General features: G+C 71.6%; 13 protein-coding genes. 6 read left to right on the top strand and 7 right to left on the bottom strand.

Annotated features, from left to right (window positions below):
* Positions 1-134 precede the first annotated feature (134 nt).
* Positions 135-1,649 carry a glycosyltransferase family 39 protein gene (locus AB0D46_RS33470; protein WP_362883112.1) on the bottom strand — a complete coding sequence of 505 codons (1,515 nt, stop codon included), beginning with the start codon at positions 1,647-1,649 and terminating at the stop codon, positions 135-137.
* Positions 1,650-1,954: 305 nt separating this feature from the next.
* Between AB0D46_RS33470 and AB0D46_RS33465 the strand changes: the two genes are divergently transcribed.
* The 3 genes from AB0D46_RS33465 (at position 1,955) to AB0D46_RS33455 (ending at position 5,332) form a co-directional block, all read left to right on the top strand.
* A complete protein-coding gene (locus tag AB0D46_RS33465) occupies positions 1,955-3,319 on the top strand; it encodes an acyltransferase (RefSeq protein WP_362883111.1) in 1,365 nt (454 codons plus the stop codon).
* A 99-nt stretch (positions 3,320-3,418) separates the two neighbouring features.
* Positions 3,419-4,501, top strand: a complete 1,083-nt coding sequence (locus AB0D46_RS33460) for an NDP-sugar synthase (protein WP_362883109.1) — start codon at positions 3,419-3,421, stop codon at positions 4,499-4,501.
* 114 nt (positions 4,502-4,615) lie between these two features.
* Complete coding sequence (locus AB0D46_RS33455; RefSeq protein ID WP_267091545.1) at positions 4,616-5,332, top strand: polyprenol monophosphomannose synthase; 717 nt, start codon at positions 4,616-4,618, stop codon at positions 5,330-5,332.
* Between the two features lie 96 nt (positions 5,333-5,428).
* Here AB0D46_RS33455 and AB0D46_RS33450 read toward each other — a convergent pair whose 3' ends face one another.
* Entirely contained in the window at positions 5,429-6,769 is a 1,341-nt protein-coding gene (locus AB0D46_RS33450) for an LCP family protein (protein ID WP_362883107.1), read from the bottom strand.
* Between the two features lie 106 nt (positions 6,770-6,875).
* Here AB0D46_RS33450 and AB0D46_RS33445 point away from each other — a divergent pair, with 106 nt between their 5' ends.
* The gene (locus AB0D46_RS33445) at positions 6,876-7,412 is read left to right on the top strand and encodes an acyl-CoA thioesterase (protein ID WP_362883105.1); all 537 of its coding nucleotides are present in this window, start codon (positions 6,876-6,878) and stop codon (positions 7,410-7,412) included.
* A gap of 24 nt (positions 7,413-7,436) precedes the next feature.
* Here AB0D46_RS33445 and AB0D46_RS33440 read toward each other — a convergent pair whose 3' ends face one another.
* Positions 7,437-8,813: an LCP family protein gene (locus tag AB0D46_RS33440; protein ID WP_362883103.1), complete on the bottom strand. Its 1,377-nt coding sequence runs from the start codon at positions 8,811-8,813 to the stop codon at positions 7,437-7,439.
* A gap of 276 nt (positions 8,814-9,089) precedes the next feature.
* Here AB0D46_RS33440 and AB0D46_RS33435 point away from each other — a divergent pair, with 276 nt between their 5' ends.
* The gene (locus AB0D46_RS33435; protein ID WP_362883101.1) at positions 9,090-10,115 is read left to right on the top strand and encodes a glycosyltransferase family 2 protein; all 1,026 of its coding nucleotides are present in this window, start codon (positions 9,090-9,092) and stop codon (positions 10,113-10,115) included.
* A gap of 71 nt (positions 10,116-10,186) precedes the next feature.
* On the opposite strand, the gene AB0D46_RS33430 is transcribed toward AB0D46_RS33435, so the two are convergent.
* From AB0D46_RS33430 to AB0D46_RS33415, 4 genes are all read right to left on the bottom strand, one after another.
* Positions 10,187-11,698, bottom strand: coding sequence for an LCP family protein (locus AB0D46_RS33430; protein WP_362883116.1), 1,512 nt, complete (start codon positions 11,696-11,698; stop codon positions 10,187-10,189).
* 455 nt (positions 11,699-12,153) lie between these two features.
* Entirely contained in the window at positions 12,154-13,896 is a 1,743-nt protein-coding gene (locus AB0D46_RS33425; protein WP_362883100.1) for an LCP family protein, read from the bottom strand.
* Positions 13,897-14,119: 223 nt separating this feature from the next.
* Positions 14,120-15,382, bottom strand: coding sequence for an LCP family protein (locus tag AB0D46_RS33420; protein WP_362883098.1), 1,263 nt, complete (start codon positions 15,380-15,382; stop codon positions 14,120-14,122).
* A gap of 231 nt (positions 15,383-15,613) precedes the next feature.
* Positions 15,614-16,357 carry a TIGR03089 family protein gene (locus AB0D46_RS33415; RefSeq protein ID WP_362883097.1) on the bottom strand — a complete coding sequence of 248 codons (744 nt, stop codon included), beginning with the start codon at positions 16,355-16,357 and terminating at the stop codon, positions 15,614-15,616.
* 139 nt (positions 16,358-16,496) lie between these two features.
* Between AB0D46_RS33415 and AB0D46_RS33410 the strand changes: the two genes are divergently transcribed.
* The gene (locus tag AB0D46_RS33410; RefSeq protein ID WP_362883095.1) at positions 16,497-17,924 is read left to right on the top strand and encodes a peptidoglycan recognition protein; all 1,428 of its coding nucleotides are present in this window, start codon (positions 16,497-16,499) and stop codon (positions 17,922-17,924) included.
* Positions 17,925-18,411: the final 487 nt, after the last annotated feature.

The following is an 18,411-nucleotide window of genomic DNA, read 5'->3' as shown; positions in this document are numbered from 1 at the left end:
CTGGGGTTCTTCTGGGCGAGCACCCTGCCTAACCCCCACCGGGCGGCCGGGGCGCCCGCGAGACCGCCCGCGGGGTGCGCCGGGGGCCTTCTCGTGCGTTCGCGCCGTACGTCGCGCGGGGGCGGTCCGTGCGCTCAGCGCTCCAACAGGGTGATGGTCATTCCGGGCACCTTGGTCACCGTCCGCCGGGGGAACGCCCGGTCGAGCGCCTTCACCTCGGCCGGCTCCAGACCCTGGAGCGGCGCGCCCTCGGGGGTGTCCTGCGTCACGGCCCAGATCCGAGGCGTCGTACCGATGCAGGCGGCCGGATCCGCGCACATCCGCGCGTACAGGTCGCCGCGTGCGGCGGAGCTCTCGGCGACGAGGACGTCCTTCAGCCGGACGTCGGACGGGAGGTAGTAGTCGAGGGCGATGTTGAACTGCAGGTACTTCAGATCGCCGCGGATCGTCACGAGCCCGTCCCCGGGCCGGTGGTGCTTCGCGATGACGGAGGCCGCCGCGCGGGCGTCGAAGTTCTCCCGGGAGAACGGCTCGCGGATCAGGCGTTGGCCCGCCATGCCCAGGACGAGCACCGAGACCAGGCCCAGGGCCGCGAGCGCCCGGGGCCGCAGGGCCGTCAGGCCCGCGCCCGCGAGGACCGCCCAGGCGGGCAGCGTGAAGAGCAGGTAGCGGTCCAGGAAGTAGGGCGTCGAACCCTGGGAGGCGATCCACAGGGCGAGGATCGGCAGGGCGGCGGTCGCGCCCATCTCGTAGGCCGGGCGGCGGCCCTGCCGCCACGCCAGGGGCAGGACGGCCATCGCCAGGAGGCACAGGCTGACCCAGGCCGAACCGTACAGACCGCGCCAGAAGACGTCACCGACGTACTGGAGGCTCGGCCTCACCAGCCAGTCCAGCTGTCGGCCCACCTGGCGCTGACCCAGGATCACGAGCGGCACCATGGGGAGCAGGGCGACGACCACCGAGAGGAAGAACCCGGTGAGGACCCGTCGCTCGCGTCCGTCCCACCACCGGCCCAGCACGATGAGCCCGTGCGCGCCGAGGAACACCAGCGAGACCATGTGGAAGAGGCCGGCCCCGGCGACGGCGGTGGTGTAGAGCGCCCAGCGCCCGATCGTCGGTCGTTCCAGAGCGCGCAGCAGCAGGAAGGTCGCGGCAGCCGCCGCGAGCACGACGAACGCGTACCCGCGGGCCTCCTGCGCGTAGCGCGAGACGGACGGGATCAGGGCGAACAGCAGGCCCGCCACCAAGGCGGTACGGGTGTCGAACAGTTTCCTGGCGGTCAGCGCGACGAACGCCGCCGCACCGGCCATCGCGAGGGCGGACGGCAACCTGAGCATCGGCAGCGAGTGGCCGAACAGCGAGGTCCACTGCTGGATGAGGAGGTAGTAGAAGCCGGTGACCGCGTCGAGGTTGTCCAGCAGGTGCAGGAGTTCGCGGGGGGAGCGGTCGATGGCGTTCCAGGTGGCCAGCTCGTCACGCCAGAGTCCGACGCGGCCGCTGCCGTGGAGGCCGAGCGCGAGGGTCAGCAGGGCGGGCCACAGCCAGACGGGGCGCAGGACGCGGGCGACGACGTCCTTCGTCCCGCGGCGGCGTCCGGAGTGCCGTTGCCCGTCGGCCGGATCACCGACCGGGGGAGCACTGCTGGTCATGTGCACGCTCATTGCGGCAAAGCCCCTGACATGTCTCGCCGGGACCTGGCCGATCCCTATGCATACGAACTTTCACGGATGACGCTCGCGCCGGCCCGACAAGGCTCGTGCGGCGACGGAGGCCGTGCCACGGCGCCGGCGCACCCACCCCAGTATGGCCGCCCCCGAAACCGATTCTCCCTGTCCCGATGGCGGCCGCGGAACCATGGAGAAAGGTAACAAGTGGACTACGGTTGGTCCTCAGGCCCTGGGCGGAGCCGCCGATACGAAGGGGCGGCCGATCTTCTGGGCTAGCCTGCACTGCTGTGACCGTGATTGAACAGCAGTCGGAAACCCGACCGAACCGCACCGGCGCCGTCGTCGCCGATCGGCCCGTGGTGCGGCTCGGCTGGCTCGACGCCCTCCGCGGAATAGCCGCACTGCTCGTCGCCGTACACCACTTCCGGATTCTGGAACTGATACCCGGCGGCACGTTCTTCACCAGGAACTTCGATCTCGGTATCTACTCCGTGATGCTGTTCTTCCTCGTCAGCGGATACATCGTGCCGGCCTCGCTGGAACGCCGCGGTGACGTACGGGGATTCTGGATCGGCCGGATCTTCCGGATCTACCCGCTGCTGATCGTCGTGATCGCGGTGTCCCTGATCGTCCTGCCCGCCGCTCATTCCGCGGTGCCGGACGTGGTCGTGGACCACCCGGTGCGATCCACCCTCGCCAACGCGCTGTTGATGCAAGAGGTGCTCAATGTGCCCAGCGCGATCGGTGTGATGTGGACCCTCTCCTACGAGATGGTCTTCTACTTCTTCGTCACCGCCCTCTTCGTGATCGGCCGCCACCGCCTGAGCGCCCAGGTCTCCCTGTTCTTCGCCGCGGTGGGCCTGCTCTTCGGCGGCGCCGTCGCCTCGCAACTGATCACCGCGGACCGGGTCTCGACGCGCAACCTCATCCTCGCCTGCTCCGTCGTCATGGTCATGGGCCTGTTCTGCGTGCTGAGCGGCCGCAAGGAACTCACCCGGGTCGGCGCGCTGCTGCTCGGTGGGCTCGGCCTGGTGCTGATGCTCACCAACGCGCGGGCGCCGTTCTTCGAGACCATGGTCATCTTCGCGACGATGTTCGCGGGCACGGCCGTCTACCGCATCCAGAACCATCAGGGCGACCGCCTGGTCGGCCTGCTGTGCTGCGGGTTCGTCCTGGTCGCCGGCCTCGCCGCCGGATACATGTACAACCGCGGCCCGGCCAGGCACCAGACGTGGACCGAGGGATGGGTCGGCTTCGTGCTGCCGTACTTCGCCGCGTGGTTGACGTTCGGCATCGGCATGCTGCTGCGCGGGGCGCGGTTCCCGCGGGTGCTCACCTGGCTCGGCGCGATCAGCTATTCCGTCTACGTCACCCACGTTCCCGTGCTGCACGGCGTGCGCTGGATGGTCGAGGGCATGGACATTCCCAAGTCCGGCCCCGGCAAATTCATCCCGACCGTCATCTTCCTGGCCCTGGTCTTCCTCATGAGCCACCTGACCTACAAGCTCGTGGAACTGCCCGGACAGCGCCTCGGCAAGCGTCTGCTCACCCACCTGGCACGTAGGCGCAGCGACGGATCGGCGAATGTGTCGAAGGACGCCCCGGGTCTCGGGGAACCGGCGGCGCCCCGGTATTCATCCCTGCCGAAGTAGGGACCGGGACCGGTCGGGGCGCTTCTGCCCGGCCTTCGCAAGCCCTCCGATGGGCTAAATTTGACGCTTCGTACGCCTGAACCGTTTGGGGAGAAAATAATGACGGAAGCGATCCTGCTGGTCGGTGGGCAGGGGACGCGACTGCGCCCCGTGACGGTGAACACGCCCAAGCCGATGGTTCCGGCCGCAGGAGTCCCCTTCCTCGCCCACCAGATAGCCAGGGCCGCGGCCGCCGGCGTCACGCACATCGTGATGGCCACCTGCTACCTCGCCGAGGTCTTCGAGCCCTACTTCGGCGACGGTTCCGACTTCGGCATCACCCTTGAGTACGTCGTCGAGGACGAGCCCCTCGGCACCGGCGGCGCCATCCGCAACGCCGCGCAGCGCCTGACCGGCGGCCCGGACTCCTCCGTGCTCGTCTTCAACGGCGACATCCTCACCGGCCTCGACATCGCCGGCCTCGTCGAGTCCCACCGGACCGCCGACGCGGACGTCTCCCTGCACCTCGTGCGGGTCGAGGACCCGCGCGCCTTCGGCCTGGTGCCCACGGACTCCGAGGGCCGCGTCCTCGCCTTCACCGAGAAGCCGCAGACTCCCGAAGAGATCGTCACCGACCAGATCAACGCCGGCTGCTACGTGTTCCGCCGCAGCGTGATCGACTCCATTCCGGCCGGCCGATCGGTATCCGTCGAGCGGGAGACCTTCCCGGGTCTGCTCGCCTCCGGTGCCAAGCTGCACGGCGTGACCGAGGACACCTACTGGCTGGACCTCGGCAAGCCCGAGTCCTTCGTCCAGGCCTCCGCCGACCTTGTCCGCGGCATCGTGGCCTCCCCGGCCGTCCCCGGCCCGCGCGGTGAGTCCCTCGTGCTCCCGGGTGCCCATGTGGCCGACGGCGCGAAGCTGTCGGGCGGCACGGTGGTGGGCGCCGGCGCCCGGATCGAGGCCGGCGCGAGCGTCCACGGTTCGATCGTCCTGGACGGTGCGGTCCTCGGCACGGACACGGTGGTGGACGCCAGCCTCATCGGCGCGGGCGCCTCGGTGGGCCCGCGCACGGTGGTGAACGGCGCGGTCATCGGCGACGGCGCCGTCGTCGGGGCCGACAACGAACTTCGCGCGGGGGTGCGGGTGTGGTGCGAGGCGGAACTTCCCGCTGCCGCCGTCCGCTTCTCCTCGGACCGGTGACCAACTCCAGTGAGGCATAACCCTGTGATAGGCGAGCAGCAGACTCCCCGCGCGACCGACGTCGCGAGCACGAAGCTTCCGGACACCTGGGCGCACACGCCGCTCACCGTCGTCATGCCCACGTACAACGAGGCGGGCAACCTGCCGGGCATGGTCGAGCTGCTGATGGGCCTCGACCAGCCGGGCCTGCGCCTGCTGATCGTCGACGACTCCTCGCCCGACGGCACCGGCAAGATCGCCGACGAGCTCGCGGAGGGCTTCCTCACCGAGGACGGCAAGCCGCGCATGTCGGTGCTGCACCGCACCGCGAAGGACGGCCTCGGCCGCGCCTACGCCGCCGGCATGGCCAAGGCCGTCGAGGACGGCGCCGAGTACGTGCTCCAGATGGACGCGGACGGCTCCCACCCCGCCGGCAAGATCGCCGAGATGCTGGGCGTCGCCCGCTCCACCGGCGCCGGTCTCGTCGTCGGCAGCCGCTACGTTCCGGGCGGCACCCTGTCCGACGCCTGGGGCGCGCACCGCAAGCTGCTGTCCCGCTGGGCCAACGCCTACGCGAGCACCATCCTGGGCACCCGCGTCCGTGACATCACCGGCGGCTTCAACCTGTGGAGCGCCGACGCGCTCAAGGCCATCGACCTGGCGTCGATCGGCAGCGCGGGCTACAGCTTCCAGGTGGAGATGAAGTTCAAGGCGCTGCGCCGGAACTTCCAGGTCATGGAGGTCCCGATCCACTTCGAGGACCGCACCGTCGGCGAGTCCAAGATGAACCTCGCGGTCCAGCTGGAGTCCATCGCGATGCCGTGGAAGCTCCGCGCCCGCGCCGGCAAGTAACCGCGCCGACCGGCCCGTCGTACGGAAAGGGGCACCCCCGAGGGGGTGCCCCTTTCCGTCATGTCCGGCCCGGACGCCATGTCCGGCCCGGCCCGGTCACTGACCCCGGACGGTGACCTTCTCGTCGTTCTGGATCTGCTTGACGAGCTGCTGGACCTTGGCCTTGTCCCAGACCAGGTTGCCGCCCCGCTGGCCGGAGATCGGCATGTTCATCGAGACGCCGTCACCGCTGTTGACCCCCTTCATCGCGAAGAACATCTGGCCCAGGTCCCACAGGCCCATGTCCTTGTCCACGATCAGGGTGTCCAGACCCGCCCCCATCACCGGGTACAGCGAGAACGGGTTCAGGACGGTGGTCGGGGTGGCCGCCTGGCTCGCCAGCGCGCCGAGGAACTTCTGCTGGTTCTTGGTGCGCTGGAGGTCGGACTCCGCGAAGGCGTAGCGGGTCCGTACGAAGGCCAGCGACTGCTCGCCGTTGAGGGTCTGGCGGCCCGCCTGGAAGTCGGCGCCGGACTTCTCGTCCTTGAAGGCCTTCTCGATGTCCAGTTCGACCCCGCCGAGCGCGTCCACGATGTTCGCGAAGCCGGCGAAGCCGATCTCGGCGTAGTGGTCGATGCGCAGCCCCGTGTTGAACTCCACGGTGCGCACCAGCAGCTCGGGGCCGTCCTCCGCGTACGCCGCGTTGAGCTTGACCCGTCTGCCCTGCGCGGGGAACTTCTTCCCGGACTGCGAGCCGACGAAGGAGGGGATCTCCACGTCGGAGTCGCGCGGCAGGGAGATCATCGTGTTCCCGCTGGAGCACTTCGCCAGGATCATCATCGAGTCCGTGCGCTTGCCCTCGGCGGAACCCGTGTGGAGCTTCTTCTTCTCCTCGTCGGACATGCCCTCGCGGCTGTCGGAGCCGACGATCAGATAGGTCGTGCAGTCGCCCTCCTTCGGGCGCTCGACCACCTTGGAGAGGTCGACCTCGCGGCGCACCTTGGAGTCGGCCCAGAAGTAGGTGCCGATCGTGGTCACCACGAGGACGGAGACCACGACGATCGAGCCGACCTTGATGCGCCGGCGCCAGTCGACGGGTCCGCGGGCCGGCCCGGGTCCCCCGGTGCCACCGCCGCCCGGCGGTCGCTGCCCCGGGCCGCCGGGGCCCGACGGCGAGCCGTAGACCTGGCCGGTGTTCCAGCCGCCGTCGTGGCCGTCGGGGCCGCCCTGACCGCGGGTCTGCTGCGGCGGGACCCCGTACGCGGGCGGGCCCGCCGGGGGAGCGGACTGCGGCGGGACCGGCGGCCGGGCCGGGCGCTGCGGCGGCTGCGGCTGCCGTTGGACGTGCCGCATCCGCTGCGCGCCCTCCGGCTGGGCCTGCCCGCTGCCGTGTCCGTACCCGTCATCGCGGCGGCCGCGCGCATCGCGCTCGCCGCTCCACCCGTCCCAGTCACTCATGCGGACAAGGATGCCCGCACCGGCGTGTCGCTCGACACCCCGGTGGGGGGTTCGTACCGGTGCTGTTGCACACCTGATGCCTCCGGTACCGATTTAAGGTGTCCGTATGACAGACATACCGGTCGAACCGCAGGGCAAGCCCGTCTCGGCCTCCCGCACCACGCTCAGCCACATCATGACCGCGAGCGATACGAACCTCCTGGGCACCGTGCACGGCGGCGTGATCATGAAGCTGGTGGACGACGCGGCCGGCGCCGTGGCCGGCCGGCACTCCGGCGGTCCGGCCGTCACCGCCTCCATGGACGAGATGGCCTTCCTCGCCCCCGTCCGGGTCGGCGACCTGGTCCACGTGCGGGCGCAGTGCAACTGGACCGGCCGCTCCTCCATGGAGATCGGCGTACGGGTGCTGGCCGAGCGGTGGAACGAGTCCACCCCCGCCACCCAGGTCGGCAGCGCCTACCTCGTCTTCACCGCCGTCGACGCCGAGGGCAAGCCCCGCCAGGTGCCGCCGGTGCTCCCGGAGACCGGGCAGGACAGGCGCCGCAACCAGGAGGCCCAGATCCGCCGCACCCACCGGCTCGCCCGGCGCCGCGCGATCACCGAGCTCCGCGAACGGCGGACCGCCGAGGGCCTCGACGACTGACCGGCCGCGCCCCGCCCGCAGCGGTCACTTCCCGCACACCACCTGGTCGCCCGTCACCACGCCGAACGTGCCCTGGTACGGGTCCTCCGCCCGTACCGGCACCACCTTCTTGAAGTCCGTGCCCGCGATGACCAGCACCGTCCGGCCCTGGCGCGGCACCGCGCGCAGCTCGCTGCCGGGCAGGGCCGTGGCGACCGTCCGGGCGGTGCGGTCCCACCGGGGGTCGTACGCGATCACCGTGCGCCGCACGTCCCGGCCGGCGCCGTTGCCCGGGGCGCCGGTGGTGTTGAAGCCGGTGGCGCGCAGCGCGGAGTCGACCCGGCCGCCGAGCCCGTCGATCCGGGTCCCGTTCTCCACCTGCACCTTGATCTGGCCCGGCGGCACGTCCACCGGTGTCGCGGCGGGCCGCCGGGTCCCCGCGGCGCGGGCGGGGGCCAGCGGCCGGTCCTGGCGGACCGACTCGAACAGCTGGGCGGCCTTCGCCGCGTCCCACTTGACCGTCGACCCGATGCCCTTGACCGGGTACGAGGGGTCCCCGACCGGGACCGAGGCGAACTCGGACGACGAGGGCGTGAAGTCCCGCATGGCCTGCCCCAGGGCCAGCATCTGCTCCGAGCCGAAGTCCCGGTCGGCCCGTACCGAGCCCAGCAGCGTCGAGCTGACCTCCTTGAACTTCACCGGGTTCAGCAGCACCCCGCCCCCGGTGGCCTGCTTGATCAGGGCCGCGACGAACCGTTGCTGGCGCTGCATCCGGCCCAGGTCGGAGGCCCCGTCGATGTGGCGCGAGCGTACGTACTGCAGGGCCTGGCCACCCGTCAGCCGGTGCGTGCCGGGGAGCAGGTCGAGGCCGGTGGAGGAGTCGCGCATCGGCTTGGCCGTGCAGATCTCGACGCCGCCCATGGCGTCGACGGTCTTCATGAAGCTGGTGAAGTCGACCTCCAGGTAGTGGTCGATCTTCACCCGGGTCATGTTCTCCACCGTGCGCACCGTCAGGTTCGGCCCGCCCTCGGCGTAGGCGGCGTTCAGCTTCACCGGGTGCGGCTTGTGCGGCTTGCCCGTCACCAGGTCGTGGTGGGCGGGCACCTCGGCGTAGCTGTCGCGGGGCAGGCTGATCACGCTCGCCCGCTCCTTGTCGGCGGACAGGTGCACCAGCATGATCGTGTCGGTGCAGTGGCAGGGGGCGCCGCCGAGGCGGTACTCCCGCTTCTCCTCCTTGGTGATCCTGTCGCGGCCGTCGGTGCCGACGAGCAGGAAGTTCAGGCCGTGCCCGGCCTGGGGGCGGTTCTTCATGTCCTTGAAGGGGTCCACCCGCTGGATCCCGGTGTCCAGGCCGGTCATCACCGCGTGCCCGACGGCCCCGGATCCGAGCACCACGACCGCCACCCCGGCCGCGATCCGCACCCCCCACCGGGGTCTGTCCCCCCGGCGCCGGGCCTGCGGGCCGCCCCGCCGCGCACGCTGTGGCTGGGGTGGCCTGGCGGGTCGGGTGGGACGGTGCGGCTGGGGCACGAGGGACACCTCCGCGGGGGAACGGCAGGGACACGGTCGGCTGATTCTTAGGATTCGTCAGAACAGTAGGCCCATACGATCAGCTGCTGTCCGTACCGCTCGTCCGGCGCGCACCCGTTTCCCCCGTACGCGGTAACGTGACACCGATACCCGACCTTGAAGGACCACATGCCCGCGCAGCAGCCCGCAGTCTCGGTGATCATGCCGGTGCTCGACGAGGAGCGCCATCTGCGCGACTCCGTCCGGCACATCCTCGGACAGGAGTACGCAGGCGAGATGGAGGTGGTGATCGCACTCGGGCCGTCCACGGACCGCACCGATGAGATCGCCGCCGAGCTCGTACGCGAAGACCCGCGTGTCCACCCCGTCCCGAACCCCACCGGCCGGACGCCCGCCGCCCTGAACGCCGCGATCGAGGCCTCGCGCCACCCGATCGTCGTCCGCGTCGACGGCCACGGCATGCTCTCCCCGAACTACATCGCCACCGCCGTCCGCCTCCTGGAGGAGACCGGCGCCCAGAACGTCGGCGGCATCATGCACGCCGAGGGCGAGAACGCGTGGGAGCAGGCCGTCGCCGCCGCGATGACCTCGAAGATCGGCGTCGGCAACGCGGCCTTCCACACCGGGGGGCAGGCCGGCCCGGCCGAGACCGTCTACCTCGGCGTGTTCCGCCGCGAGGCCCTGGAACAGCAGGGCGGGTACAACGAGGAGTTCATCCGCGCCCAGGACTGGGAGCTGAACTTCCGCATCCGCGAGGCCGGCGGCCTCATCTGGTTCTCGCCCGAGCTGAAGGTCCGGTACCGCCCCCGCCCGTCCGTGCGGGCGCTGGCCAAGCAGTACAAGAACTACGGCCGCTGGCGGCACGTGGTGGCCCGCTACCACTCCGGTTCGATCAACCTGCGCTACCTGGCTCCGCCCGCCGCCGTCTGCGCGATCGCGGCCGGCCTGGTGGCGGGCGCGACGCTGACCCCGTGGGCCCTCGTGGTGCCGGCCGGCTACCTCGCGGCGATCACCGTCGGCTCCGTACCCGCCGGCAAGGGGCTCCCGCTGCGGGCGCGCGCGCAGATCCCCGTGGCCCTGGCCACCATGCACATGAGCTGGGGCTTCGGCTTCCTGACCAGCCCGCGCTCGCTCGCGGCGAAGGTCATCGCCAGCCGCCGCCCGTCGGTGCGCCGGGACTCCTCCGAGGTCTGAGCGGAACGCGCGCGGGGTGACCCCGTCCCACACGGGACCGGGTCACCCCTCGCGTCCGCCCACCGCCGGAGCTACCAGCGGTACGGCTTGTAGACCTCCATGCAGGCCCCGCTGTCGGAGCCGTTGATCGCGTCGGCCGTGTCCGGCACCGCGCCGGCCTCGGGCGGCGCCTGCTGCGGGAACGTCGCGCCGTCGCGCCAGTCCGCGCCCACGACCAGCGTGAGCCGGGAGACCGTCGCCGACTGCTGCGCCGCGCTCGCCGGGATCCCCAGCGCGGTCGCCACGGCCTGGGCCTCGTCGGCGAGGTCCGCGGTCGGGTAGCGCACGACGGTGGTCTTCTCCGGGGTCAGCGCGCTGTCCGCCCGGGCCGCGGTGAAGCCCTTCGCGACCAGGGCCTCCGTCACCGCGGCCGCCCGTCCCGGCGCCAGCGGCATCCCGGCGGCGGTGCCGTTGACCACGTGCACGGCGATCTTGTCGTTGGCGGTGACCGGCGCCTTCGACGGCTCCTGCACGGTCCCGCCGGGCTGCGCGGAACTCGCGACCGGCTGCGGGGTCCCCGCGGCGGGCGAGCCGGTGTCGCCGGGCTCCTTGGCGGCGCCGTTCTTGTCGAAGGCGACGTCCTTGCGGAGCATCGTCCACATCTTCTCGGCGTCCGTCGTGTTCACCACGAGCCGGTTCTGGTCCCGCGGGTCCGGGAAGGTCGGCATCGTCGTCATCGTGATGCGGTTGGTCGGGACGTGCTTGAGCTCCATGGCCAGGTTGAAGAGCTTCTTGACCGACCCGATCTCCTCGGAGACCTCCAGCGCCCTGGTGCCCGCCTCGGCCAGGGCCGTGATGCGGCCGACGTCGGTGAAGGCGTTCTGGCCCTTGAGCTCGCGCATCATCGAGTTCATGTACATGTGCTGCGCCTGGGCCCGGCCCAGGTCGCTGCTGAAGGCGTGGCGGGTACGCAGCCACTGCAGGGCCTGTTCGCCCTTGACCTTCGTGGTGCCGGCGGGGAGCTTGAGGCCGGAGCCGCCGCCGTCGGTGCCGAGCGCGCGGTCCCAGACGTTGTCCTTGACGCAGACCGGGACCCCGCCTATCGCGTCGGCCATCTGCACCACACCGGTGAAGTCGATCGTCATCCAGTGGTCGATGTAGATGTTGGTCAGCTTCTCCCAGGTGGCCAAGGTGCAGCCGGGACCCCCGCGCCCGAGGGTCTCGTTGATCATCGCCGTGGTCTTCTTGTACTTCTCGCCGGTCTTCGGGTCCGTGCACTCGGGTATCTCGACCCGGGTGTCGCGCGGGATGCTCACCACGGAGGCGTTCTCCCGGTCCGCCGACACGTGCAGCAGCATCTGCACGTCCGCCAGCGGCGGCGCCCCGACGCTGTCGTGGCTGCCGCCGAGCGCCAGGTTCTCCGGCTTGTTCCGGCTGTCGGAGCCCAGCAGCAGGATGTTCAACGGGCGCTGGCCCTTGGCGTTGGCCCGGGACTTCTCGACGCCGCTGTCCCCGCTCAGGCGCTGCCCGCTGCGGATGTTCCCGTCGAGGTGGCGGTACCAGAGGTAGCCGGCCGCCGAGGTCCCCAGGATCAGGAACGCCATGACGGACGCCACCCAGAACAGGGTCCGGCGCTTGCGCCGCCGGGCCGGTCCGCCACCGGGGGTCCCGGAGCCGCCGGAACCCCGTCTCTGCGGGGGTACCGTGCCGCCCGCCTCCGCACCGCCGGATATGCCTCCGGCGGCCCGGTCGGGCGTCCCCTCCCCCCGCACGCTGCTGTGCCTCACGCGTCCCCCCTCAAGATCACTATCGTGGTGTGGTGCCGGTTCCACCGGCTACTGCCCGCCATGTTCGGCGATCATCCTGTGCGCCGCCGCTGAGCGCGGTCGGGCGTCGCTCGCCGGTCGGTGCGCCGGTCCGTTCTCGTGCGCCGGTTCGTTCTAGTGCGTCGGTCCGTGCTGGTGCGTTGGTCCGCGTTCGTGTCCGTGTCCGTGTGCGTGTGCGTCGCCGGGCCCGCGCGCCGAGCGGGTCCGGCGTCTCGCCGGACCCGGTCGGTCGGTCACTTGGCGCAGACCGCCTTGTCCGCCTCCAGGCGCTGGAGGCCCTCCGGCGCCTGCGGCGGAGTCGCCGCGGCCGGGTTCAGCGGAGCCCCCGGCTCCTTGAAGTCGGCGCCCAGCGTCAACTTCATCGGGGCCTTCGGCGCCGCGTCCGTCGTACCGATCTTCAGGGCGGACGCGGACAACCCCATCATGTCCGCCAGCGCCCGGGCCTGGTCGGCCTGGTTGGGGGCGTACTCCAACTGCGTGCTGCCGAGCTTGACGGCGGCGTTGCCGTGGTTGCTCGCCCGGTAGACGCCCTTGCTCTGCTGGAGCCAGGTCAAAGTGGTGGAGGCGGAGCCCGAGGGCCCGCCGCCGTTGTAGACCTCCACCCGGACGTCCCCGGCGGGTGCGCGGTTGCCCTGGAGCAGCGCGTCCTGCTTGCTCTTCGCCTCGCTGTCGGCCGCCTCCTTGGCGGCCTCCTTCTGCTTCTCCACCTCGGTCAGGGACACGTCACCGCGGATCATCTCCAGCAGCGGATCGGCCTGGGCGGAGTTCACGACCACCGTCAGGTTCTGGTTCGGGGGATCGTTGGGGTTGTCGAGCACCGGCAGCGTCGTGAACGTGACGTTCTTGAGGTCGATGTCCTTCAACTCGCCCGCCAGATCGGTGAGCTTGCCGATGGACCCGAGGCCCTGGTCCACGGTCAACGACTTGGTGGCGGCCTCGGCCAGCGAGAAGAACTTCTTCGGACTGGTCAGCGTCTCCTTGGACTTCATCTCGCGCATCATCGAACCCAGGAACTGCTGCTGGGTCTTGATCCGGTCGAGGTCGCTCTTGAGGCCGAACGCGTGCCGGGTCCGTACGAAGGCCAGCGCCTGCTCGCCTTCCAGCCGGTGCTCGCCGGCCTTCAGGTCGAGCTTGGAGGCCTGGTCCTTGACGTCCTTCTCCACACACACCGGAACGCCGCCGACCGCCGTGCTCAGGCTCTTCACGGCGTTGAAGTCGACCATCATGAAGTTGTCGACCGGGACACCGGTGAGCTCCTCCACCGTCCGCATCGTGCAGCCCGGGTCCCGCCCCTCCTGGCCCAGGCTGTTGTTGAAGCGGGTGGCCTTGGTGGCGGGGATGTCCTTGACCGACCCGTCCACCTTCGTCGGGCAGGCCGGGATGTCGGTGATCAGGTCGCGCGGGATGGACAGCGCGGTGGCGTTCGAGCGGTCCTTCGACACGTGGAACAGGATCGTGGTGTCGGCGTGGCCGACGCTGTCCGTGTCCCCGTACCCCTGGTTGCCGGCGCCGCTGCGCTTGTCGGTGCCGATGACCAGGATGTTGATCGGCTGGTCCCTCTTGAAGCTGCCCGCCTTGCGCCCCGTGTCGATGACGTTCAGGTTGCTGTTCAGGTGCTCGAAGTACAGGTACGCCCCCACCGAGCCGCCGACCAGCAGGAACGCCACCGTCCCGCCGGTGATCGCCAGCCGCTTGCGGCGCCGCTCCGAGGCGCCGCCGGCCTTGCGCGAGCGTCCGCCGCGCCGTCCGCCGGGCGGTCCGTCGCCCCGACGGGGCTTCGGGACGGCCGGGGAGGGAACCGCGGGCGCGGCCGGCGCGGCGGGGGTTCTGCGGCGGGATCGGCGCGGTGGCGCGACGGTGGGCTGCTGCGCAGGGGAATGGTCCAGTTGCAGTTCGTAGTTGCCAGTGCGGGGATTGAGGACCCACTGGTCTGCGGGGTCGATCTCGTCCGCCCGCCCACGGCTTTGCGCATCCACGGTTGCTCGAATCCTCCGTCGGTGCTTCGCGACGCGCCTCCCCCCAGGCACGCGGTCAACGATCCGGCTGCTGGTGCGCGGCCTCTTGAACGGCCGGTGCACCGGATCGCTCACCTTATCCGGCCTGGTCGGCAGCAAACCATGCCGGGGACAAAATCCACTCCCCTCATAACGGCCCAAAACCCCCAAGCGGCTCGGCGGGGTCCCGGCTTTTTGGATTGCTTTACCGGCAATCGACCTGACCTGCGGTCGTTCCCGTGAAAGTGGGGACGGGGGTGGGGGTCGCGCCGGTTCCGATTTTCTCGCCCTCGTCGTCCCTGTCGGCCGCCCGTTCGCCCTCCGCGCGCCCGTCCGCACGTTCCCGCAGCTCCTGCCCGTCGTCCCGACCCGACTCCGACTCCGACTCCGATTCGGGGTCGGGCGGGGTGACCGTCAGCGGGCGGTCCTCGCGCAGTTGCCGGAACAGCCGGCCCGCGTCCGGCTCGACCAGTTCGTCCCGGTTCGGGTTGCTCGGGTACGGATGCCGGGGCACCGTCAGGAACTTGACCTGCTCGGTCGGTATGTCCCGCACGCTGCGTACGAGTTCGTACAGGCCGCGCAGCGAGGCCAGCCCGGGGTCGGTGGTCACCGAGGACGTCGCCGCGTCCAGCACCGGGTACAGCCGCGTCGGATTCAGCAGCACCCCGTTGCCCTGCACCTTCTTCACGAGCGAGCCGAGGAACTGCTGCTGGCGCTGCATCCGTTGGGTGTCGCTGCCGTTGCCCAGGCTCTGCCGGGCCCGGACGAATCCCAGGGCCTGCTCGCCCCGGAGCACGTGGCGCCCCGCCGTGAGCCGCAGCCGCGCCTCGGTGTCGTCCACCGGCTCCTTGAGGCACACCTCCACCCCGCCGACCGCGTCGACCATCCGCTTGAACCCGCCGAAGTCCACCACCATGTGGTGATCGATCCGGATCCCGGTGAGCTTCTCCGCCGTACGGATCGTGCAGGCGGCCCCGCCCCACTCGAAGGCCCAGTTGAACTGGACGAACCGCTCGCCGGTGCGGGTGCCGTCGGGCTTGAGGCAGCTCGGGACGTCCGTCATCAGGTCCCGCGGTATCGACACCGCCGTCGCGCTCTTCCGGTCCTTGGGCAGGTGCAACAGGATCGTGGTGTCCGAGCGCTGGGTGCCGCGGTCCCGGCCGTACCCGGAGTTCCCCTTGCCGGCGCGCGAGTCCGAGCCGATCAGCAGGATGTTCTGCGCGCCCGTCGCGAGGTGGGCCGGGCGCTCCCGCTCGTAGCGCTCCAGCTCGGCGGCGGCCGAGGCGTCCGCCGTGATGTTCCCGTCGAGCTTCACGTACAGCCACCAGCCCACCGCGGTGCCGGTGAGCACCAGCAGGGCAGCGCCGAGGGCGATCCAACGCAGCAGCCGGCGCCGGCGGCCGGTCAGGGGCCTCCAGGAGCCCCCGGCCGGCCCGGCGCCGTCAGGTATGCCCGCGCGGTCGGTCACTCGCGTTCCGTCCCCTCGGCCGCCGTGGAACTACGGGCCGTGCGGGTGAGCACGACCTGGAGCCGAGTCTCCCCCGGGGCGCCGGGACCGGCCCGGGGACGGGGTGCCGTCAAGGGCCATGTGGGTGACAAATAGCCCGAAGTGGGGCAGGTGGAGGCGGGGGAGGGGCGTACGCGTCAGGCGGACGTACGGGGGAGTGGATGGACGGGCGGGCCCGGGTCGGTCGGCCGGTCAGAGCGTGTGCGTGACGCGCTCGCTCTCCACCCGTTGCGCCAGCCCGGCCTGTGACAGGGCGTCCAGGTTCCGGCACAGCACCACGGACCCGCCGCCGGCCAGCGCCGCGAAGAGCCCCGCCGACAAGCCCTCCCAGGTGTCGTAGCCCAGCCCCGACAGCACCCGGGCCCCGTCGCCGCGGCCGGCCGCGTCCGCGCGGGCCCGCGCGACGAGCTCCGCGTACGAGAGCTCCTCGCCGCCGACCACCAGGCCCGGCCCGTCCGCGTCGACGGGGGCGAACGGCGCGAACCGGTCGCCCTGCCCCGGCACCTCCACGGCGTAGTCCACGAACCCGGCGGGCGGCTGCGGGAAGCGCCCGCCCAGCGGGCGCAGCGCGAGGGCGACCCGCTCGCCCTCGCAGGCGCGGGCCGCGTCCAGCGTGTCCGGACCGCTCACCACGAGGTCCGCCCCGGCCGGATCACCGCCGACCTCGGCGACCACCCCGACCGACGCGCAGGCGAGCAGCCACACGGCGCTCTGCCAGTGCGCGGGGAGCAGCAGCGCGAGCCGGTCGCCGGGCTCGGCGGCCAGGTCGCCCTGGAGCAGGTTGGCGGTCTTGGCCACCCAATTGGCGAAGGTGGCGACGGACAATTCCACGCGCTCGCCGGTGGCGTCGTCGTAGAAGGTGACGAGCGGGCGGCCCGGGTCCGCGGCCAGAGCGGATCGCAGCAGGTCGGCAGGGGTGCGGTCAGTGGCGTTCACCCGCCCCAGCGTACGCGGGCCCTTCCCCCGTACGGGGGGCGACGGCTCGGCCGTCCAGGGGAGGCGGCGCGCGCCGCCACCGGACGGATCGTCAGTTCTCCGATGGCGGTTCGTGGTGAGCGAGTTCAGCATCGCTTCCATGCGTGGATTCCTTGCTTCCTCGATCGGCGTCGCGACGGCTGCCGCACTGGTCCTGCCGCTCGCCCTCACCACTCCGGCCCTGGCCGTCCAGTCCGGCACGGTCGCCCCCGAGACCCCGGCCGGGTCCACCCAGTCGCTGCCGCTCGTCCCCATGGGGCCGTCGGCCGGCCGGATCCCCGGCGTCCCCGGCATGAGCGCCTCGCCCGACCTGCCCGAGGCGCGCGGCCTGCCCGAAACCCAGGGCCTCGACGCACCCCAGGTCACGACGTTCTCCCTGGTCGGCATCGTCTGGGACGACGCCTCCACCCAGCTCCACGGCCTCGTCCAGGTCCGCACCCGCTCCGTGGAGACGGCCGCCTGGTCCGACTGGCAGGACGTGGAGACCCACAACAGCGAACACGCCGCCGACCCCGACGCGGCGGAAACCGGCTCCGGCCGGGTGCGCGGCAGCACCGCGCCCCTGTGGGTCGGGCCGTCCGACGGGGTGGAGGTGCGGGTCCAGGCGGAGGCCGGGGCCGGTGGCACGGGCACCCGGGCGGCGTCCCGCCGGTTGCCGTCCGGCATGCGCATCGAACTCGTCGACCCGGGGGCGGACCGGCCGCCCACCGTCATCGACGGCAAGAACGGCATGCCCACCGAGGACGACAAGGGCCAGGTGGGCGCGGCGCCCGGGATGACCATGGAGATGACGGAGTCCTCCTCGGCCAACCTCCCGCACGCCCCGCTCGGCGCCAACGAGATCGTCGCCCTCGACAAGGCCGACTCCACCGCCGACGCGATCCTCGCGGGCGGGGGCAGCATCGGGAAGGCCGCCCCGTACATCGGGCCGCGCCCGCGCATCGTCACCCGTCAGGGCTGGGGCGCGGACGAGAGCCTGCGCGAGAAGGGCTTCGTCTACACGAACACCGTCAAGGCCGCCTTCGTCCACCACAGCGCCTCCGGCAACAACTACGCCTGCAAGGACGCCCCGGCGGTGCTGCGCAGCCTGTACCGCTACCACGTCGTCAGCAGCGGGTGGCGGGACATCGGCTACAACTTCGCCGTCGACAAGTGCGGGACCGTCTACGAGGGGCGGGCGGGCGGCGTCGCCAAGGCCGTGCTCGGGGCCCACACCATGGGGTTCAACACGGACAGCATGGGCATCGCGGTGATCGGCTCCTACTCGACGACGGCCCCGCCGGCGGCCGCGGTGAACGCCGTCGCGCAGCTCACGGCGTGGAAGCTCGGGCTGTTCGGGGTGGACCCGCGGGCCAAGGCCACCCTGAAGTCGGGTGGCGGCAACCTGTACAAGAAGGGCAGCAACGTCAAGCTGAACGTCATCTCGGGCCACCGCGACGGCTTCGCGACGGAATGCCCGGGCCGCCTGCTGTACGGCCAACTCCCCCCGGCCCGGACCTCATCGGCCAAACTCCAGGGCCGCCCCTGACCTGGCCGGTCGGGGGTGGGGCTGGGCGGGCGGGGGCTGCGGGTGGGTCGGGGCCGGTGCCGGGGTGGGGTGTCGTCCGGGGCGGGCATGATTTATGGCGCCCTGTCCGCAGCTTCGTTTGCCGAGCGGCACCGCGCGCCAACAAATCACGTTTGAGCCCCGGACGACACCCCACCCCGTCCCCGACCCCGACCTGCGCGCCCCCCGCCGGATCGGACTGCCCCGACCCATCAGGCCCCGCCCATCCGCCCTTGCTGCGCAGCCCCGCCGGCGTTTGAGGCTTGGGGTCCGGGGCGGAGCCCCGGGGGTTTGTGCCCGCGCTGACCAGGGGCGTCGGCTGCTTCGCGCCGCTCCATCCGCCGAGTCCGGCCGTCGCGGTTTGGTTCGGGGGCGGGCCGCCCGGCCGGCCCCGCCGGCGCGGAGCCCCGGGAGGGGGCGGGGCCGGGCAGCGGGCCCCCGGGTAGACCCCGGCCAGGGGATAGGCTCG

This window comes from Streptomyces sp. NPDC048383 (assembly GCF_040651775.1).
In the GTDB taxonomy this organism is placed as follows: Bacteria; Actinomycetota; Actinomycetes; order Streptomycetales; family Streptomycetaceae; genus Streptomyces.
This window is presented reverse-complemented; position numbering and strand designations above follow the sequence as displayed.

Excerpts from the sequence above, each read along its gene's own strand:
- AB0D46_RS33470 (WP_362883112.1), bottom strand. The coding sequence starts at position 1,649 with ATGACCAGCAGTGCTCCCCCGGTCGGTGATCCGGCCGACGGGCAACGG.
- AB0D46_RS33460 (WP_362883109.1), top strand. The coding sequence starts at position 3,419 with ATGACGGAAGCGATCCTGCTGGTCGGTGGGCAGGGGACGCGACTGCGC.
- AB0D46_RS33455 (WP_267091545.1), top strand. The coding sequence starts at position 4,616 with ATGCCCACGTACAACGAGGCGGGCAACCTGCCGGGCATGGTCGAGCTG.
- AB0D46_RS33450 (WP_362883107.1), bottom strand. The coding sequence starts at position 6,769 with ATGAGTGACTGGGACGGGTGGAGCGGCGAGCGCGATGCGCGCGGCCGC.
- AB0D46_RS33445 (WP_362883105.1), top strand. The coding sequence starts at position 6,876 with ATGACAGACATACCGGTCGAACCGCAGGGCAAGCCCGTCTCGGCCTCC.
- AB0D46_RS33435 (WP_362883101.1), top strand. The coding sequence starts at position 9,090 with ATGCCCGCGCAGCAGCCCGCAGTCTCGGTGATCATGCCGGTGCTCGAC.
- AB0D46_RS33430 (WP_362883116.1), bottom strand. The coding sequence starts at position 11,698 with ATGGCGTTCCTGATCCTGGGGACCTCGGCGGCCGGCTACCTCTGGTAC.
- AB0D46_RS33410 (WP_362883095.1), top strand. The coding sequence starts at position 16,497 with ATGCGTGGATTCCTTGCTTCCTCGATCGGCGTCGCGACGGCTGCCGCA.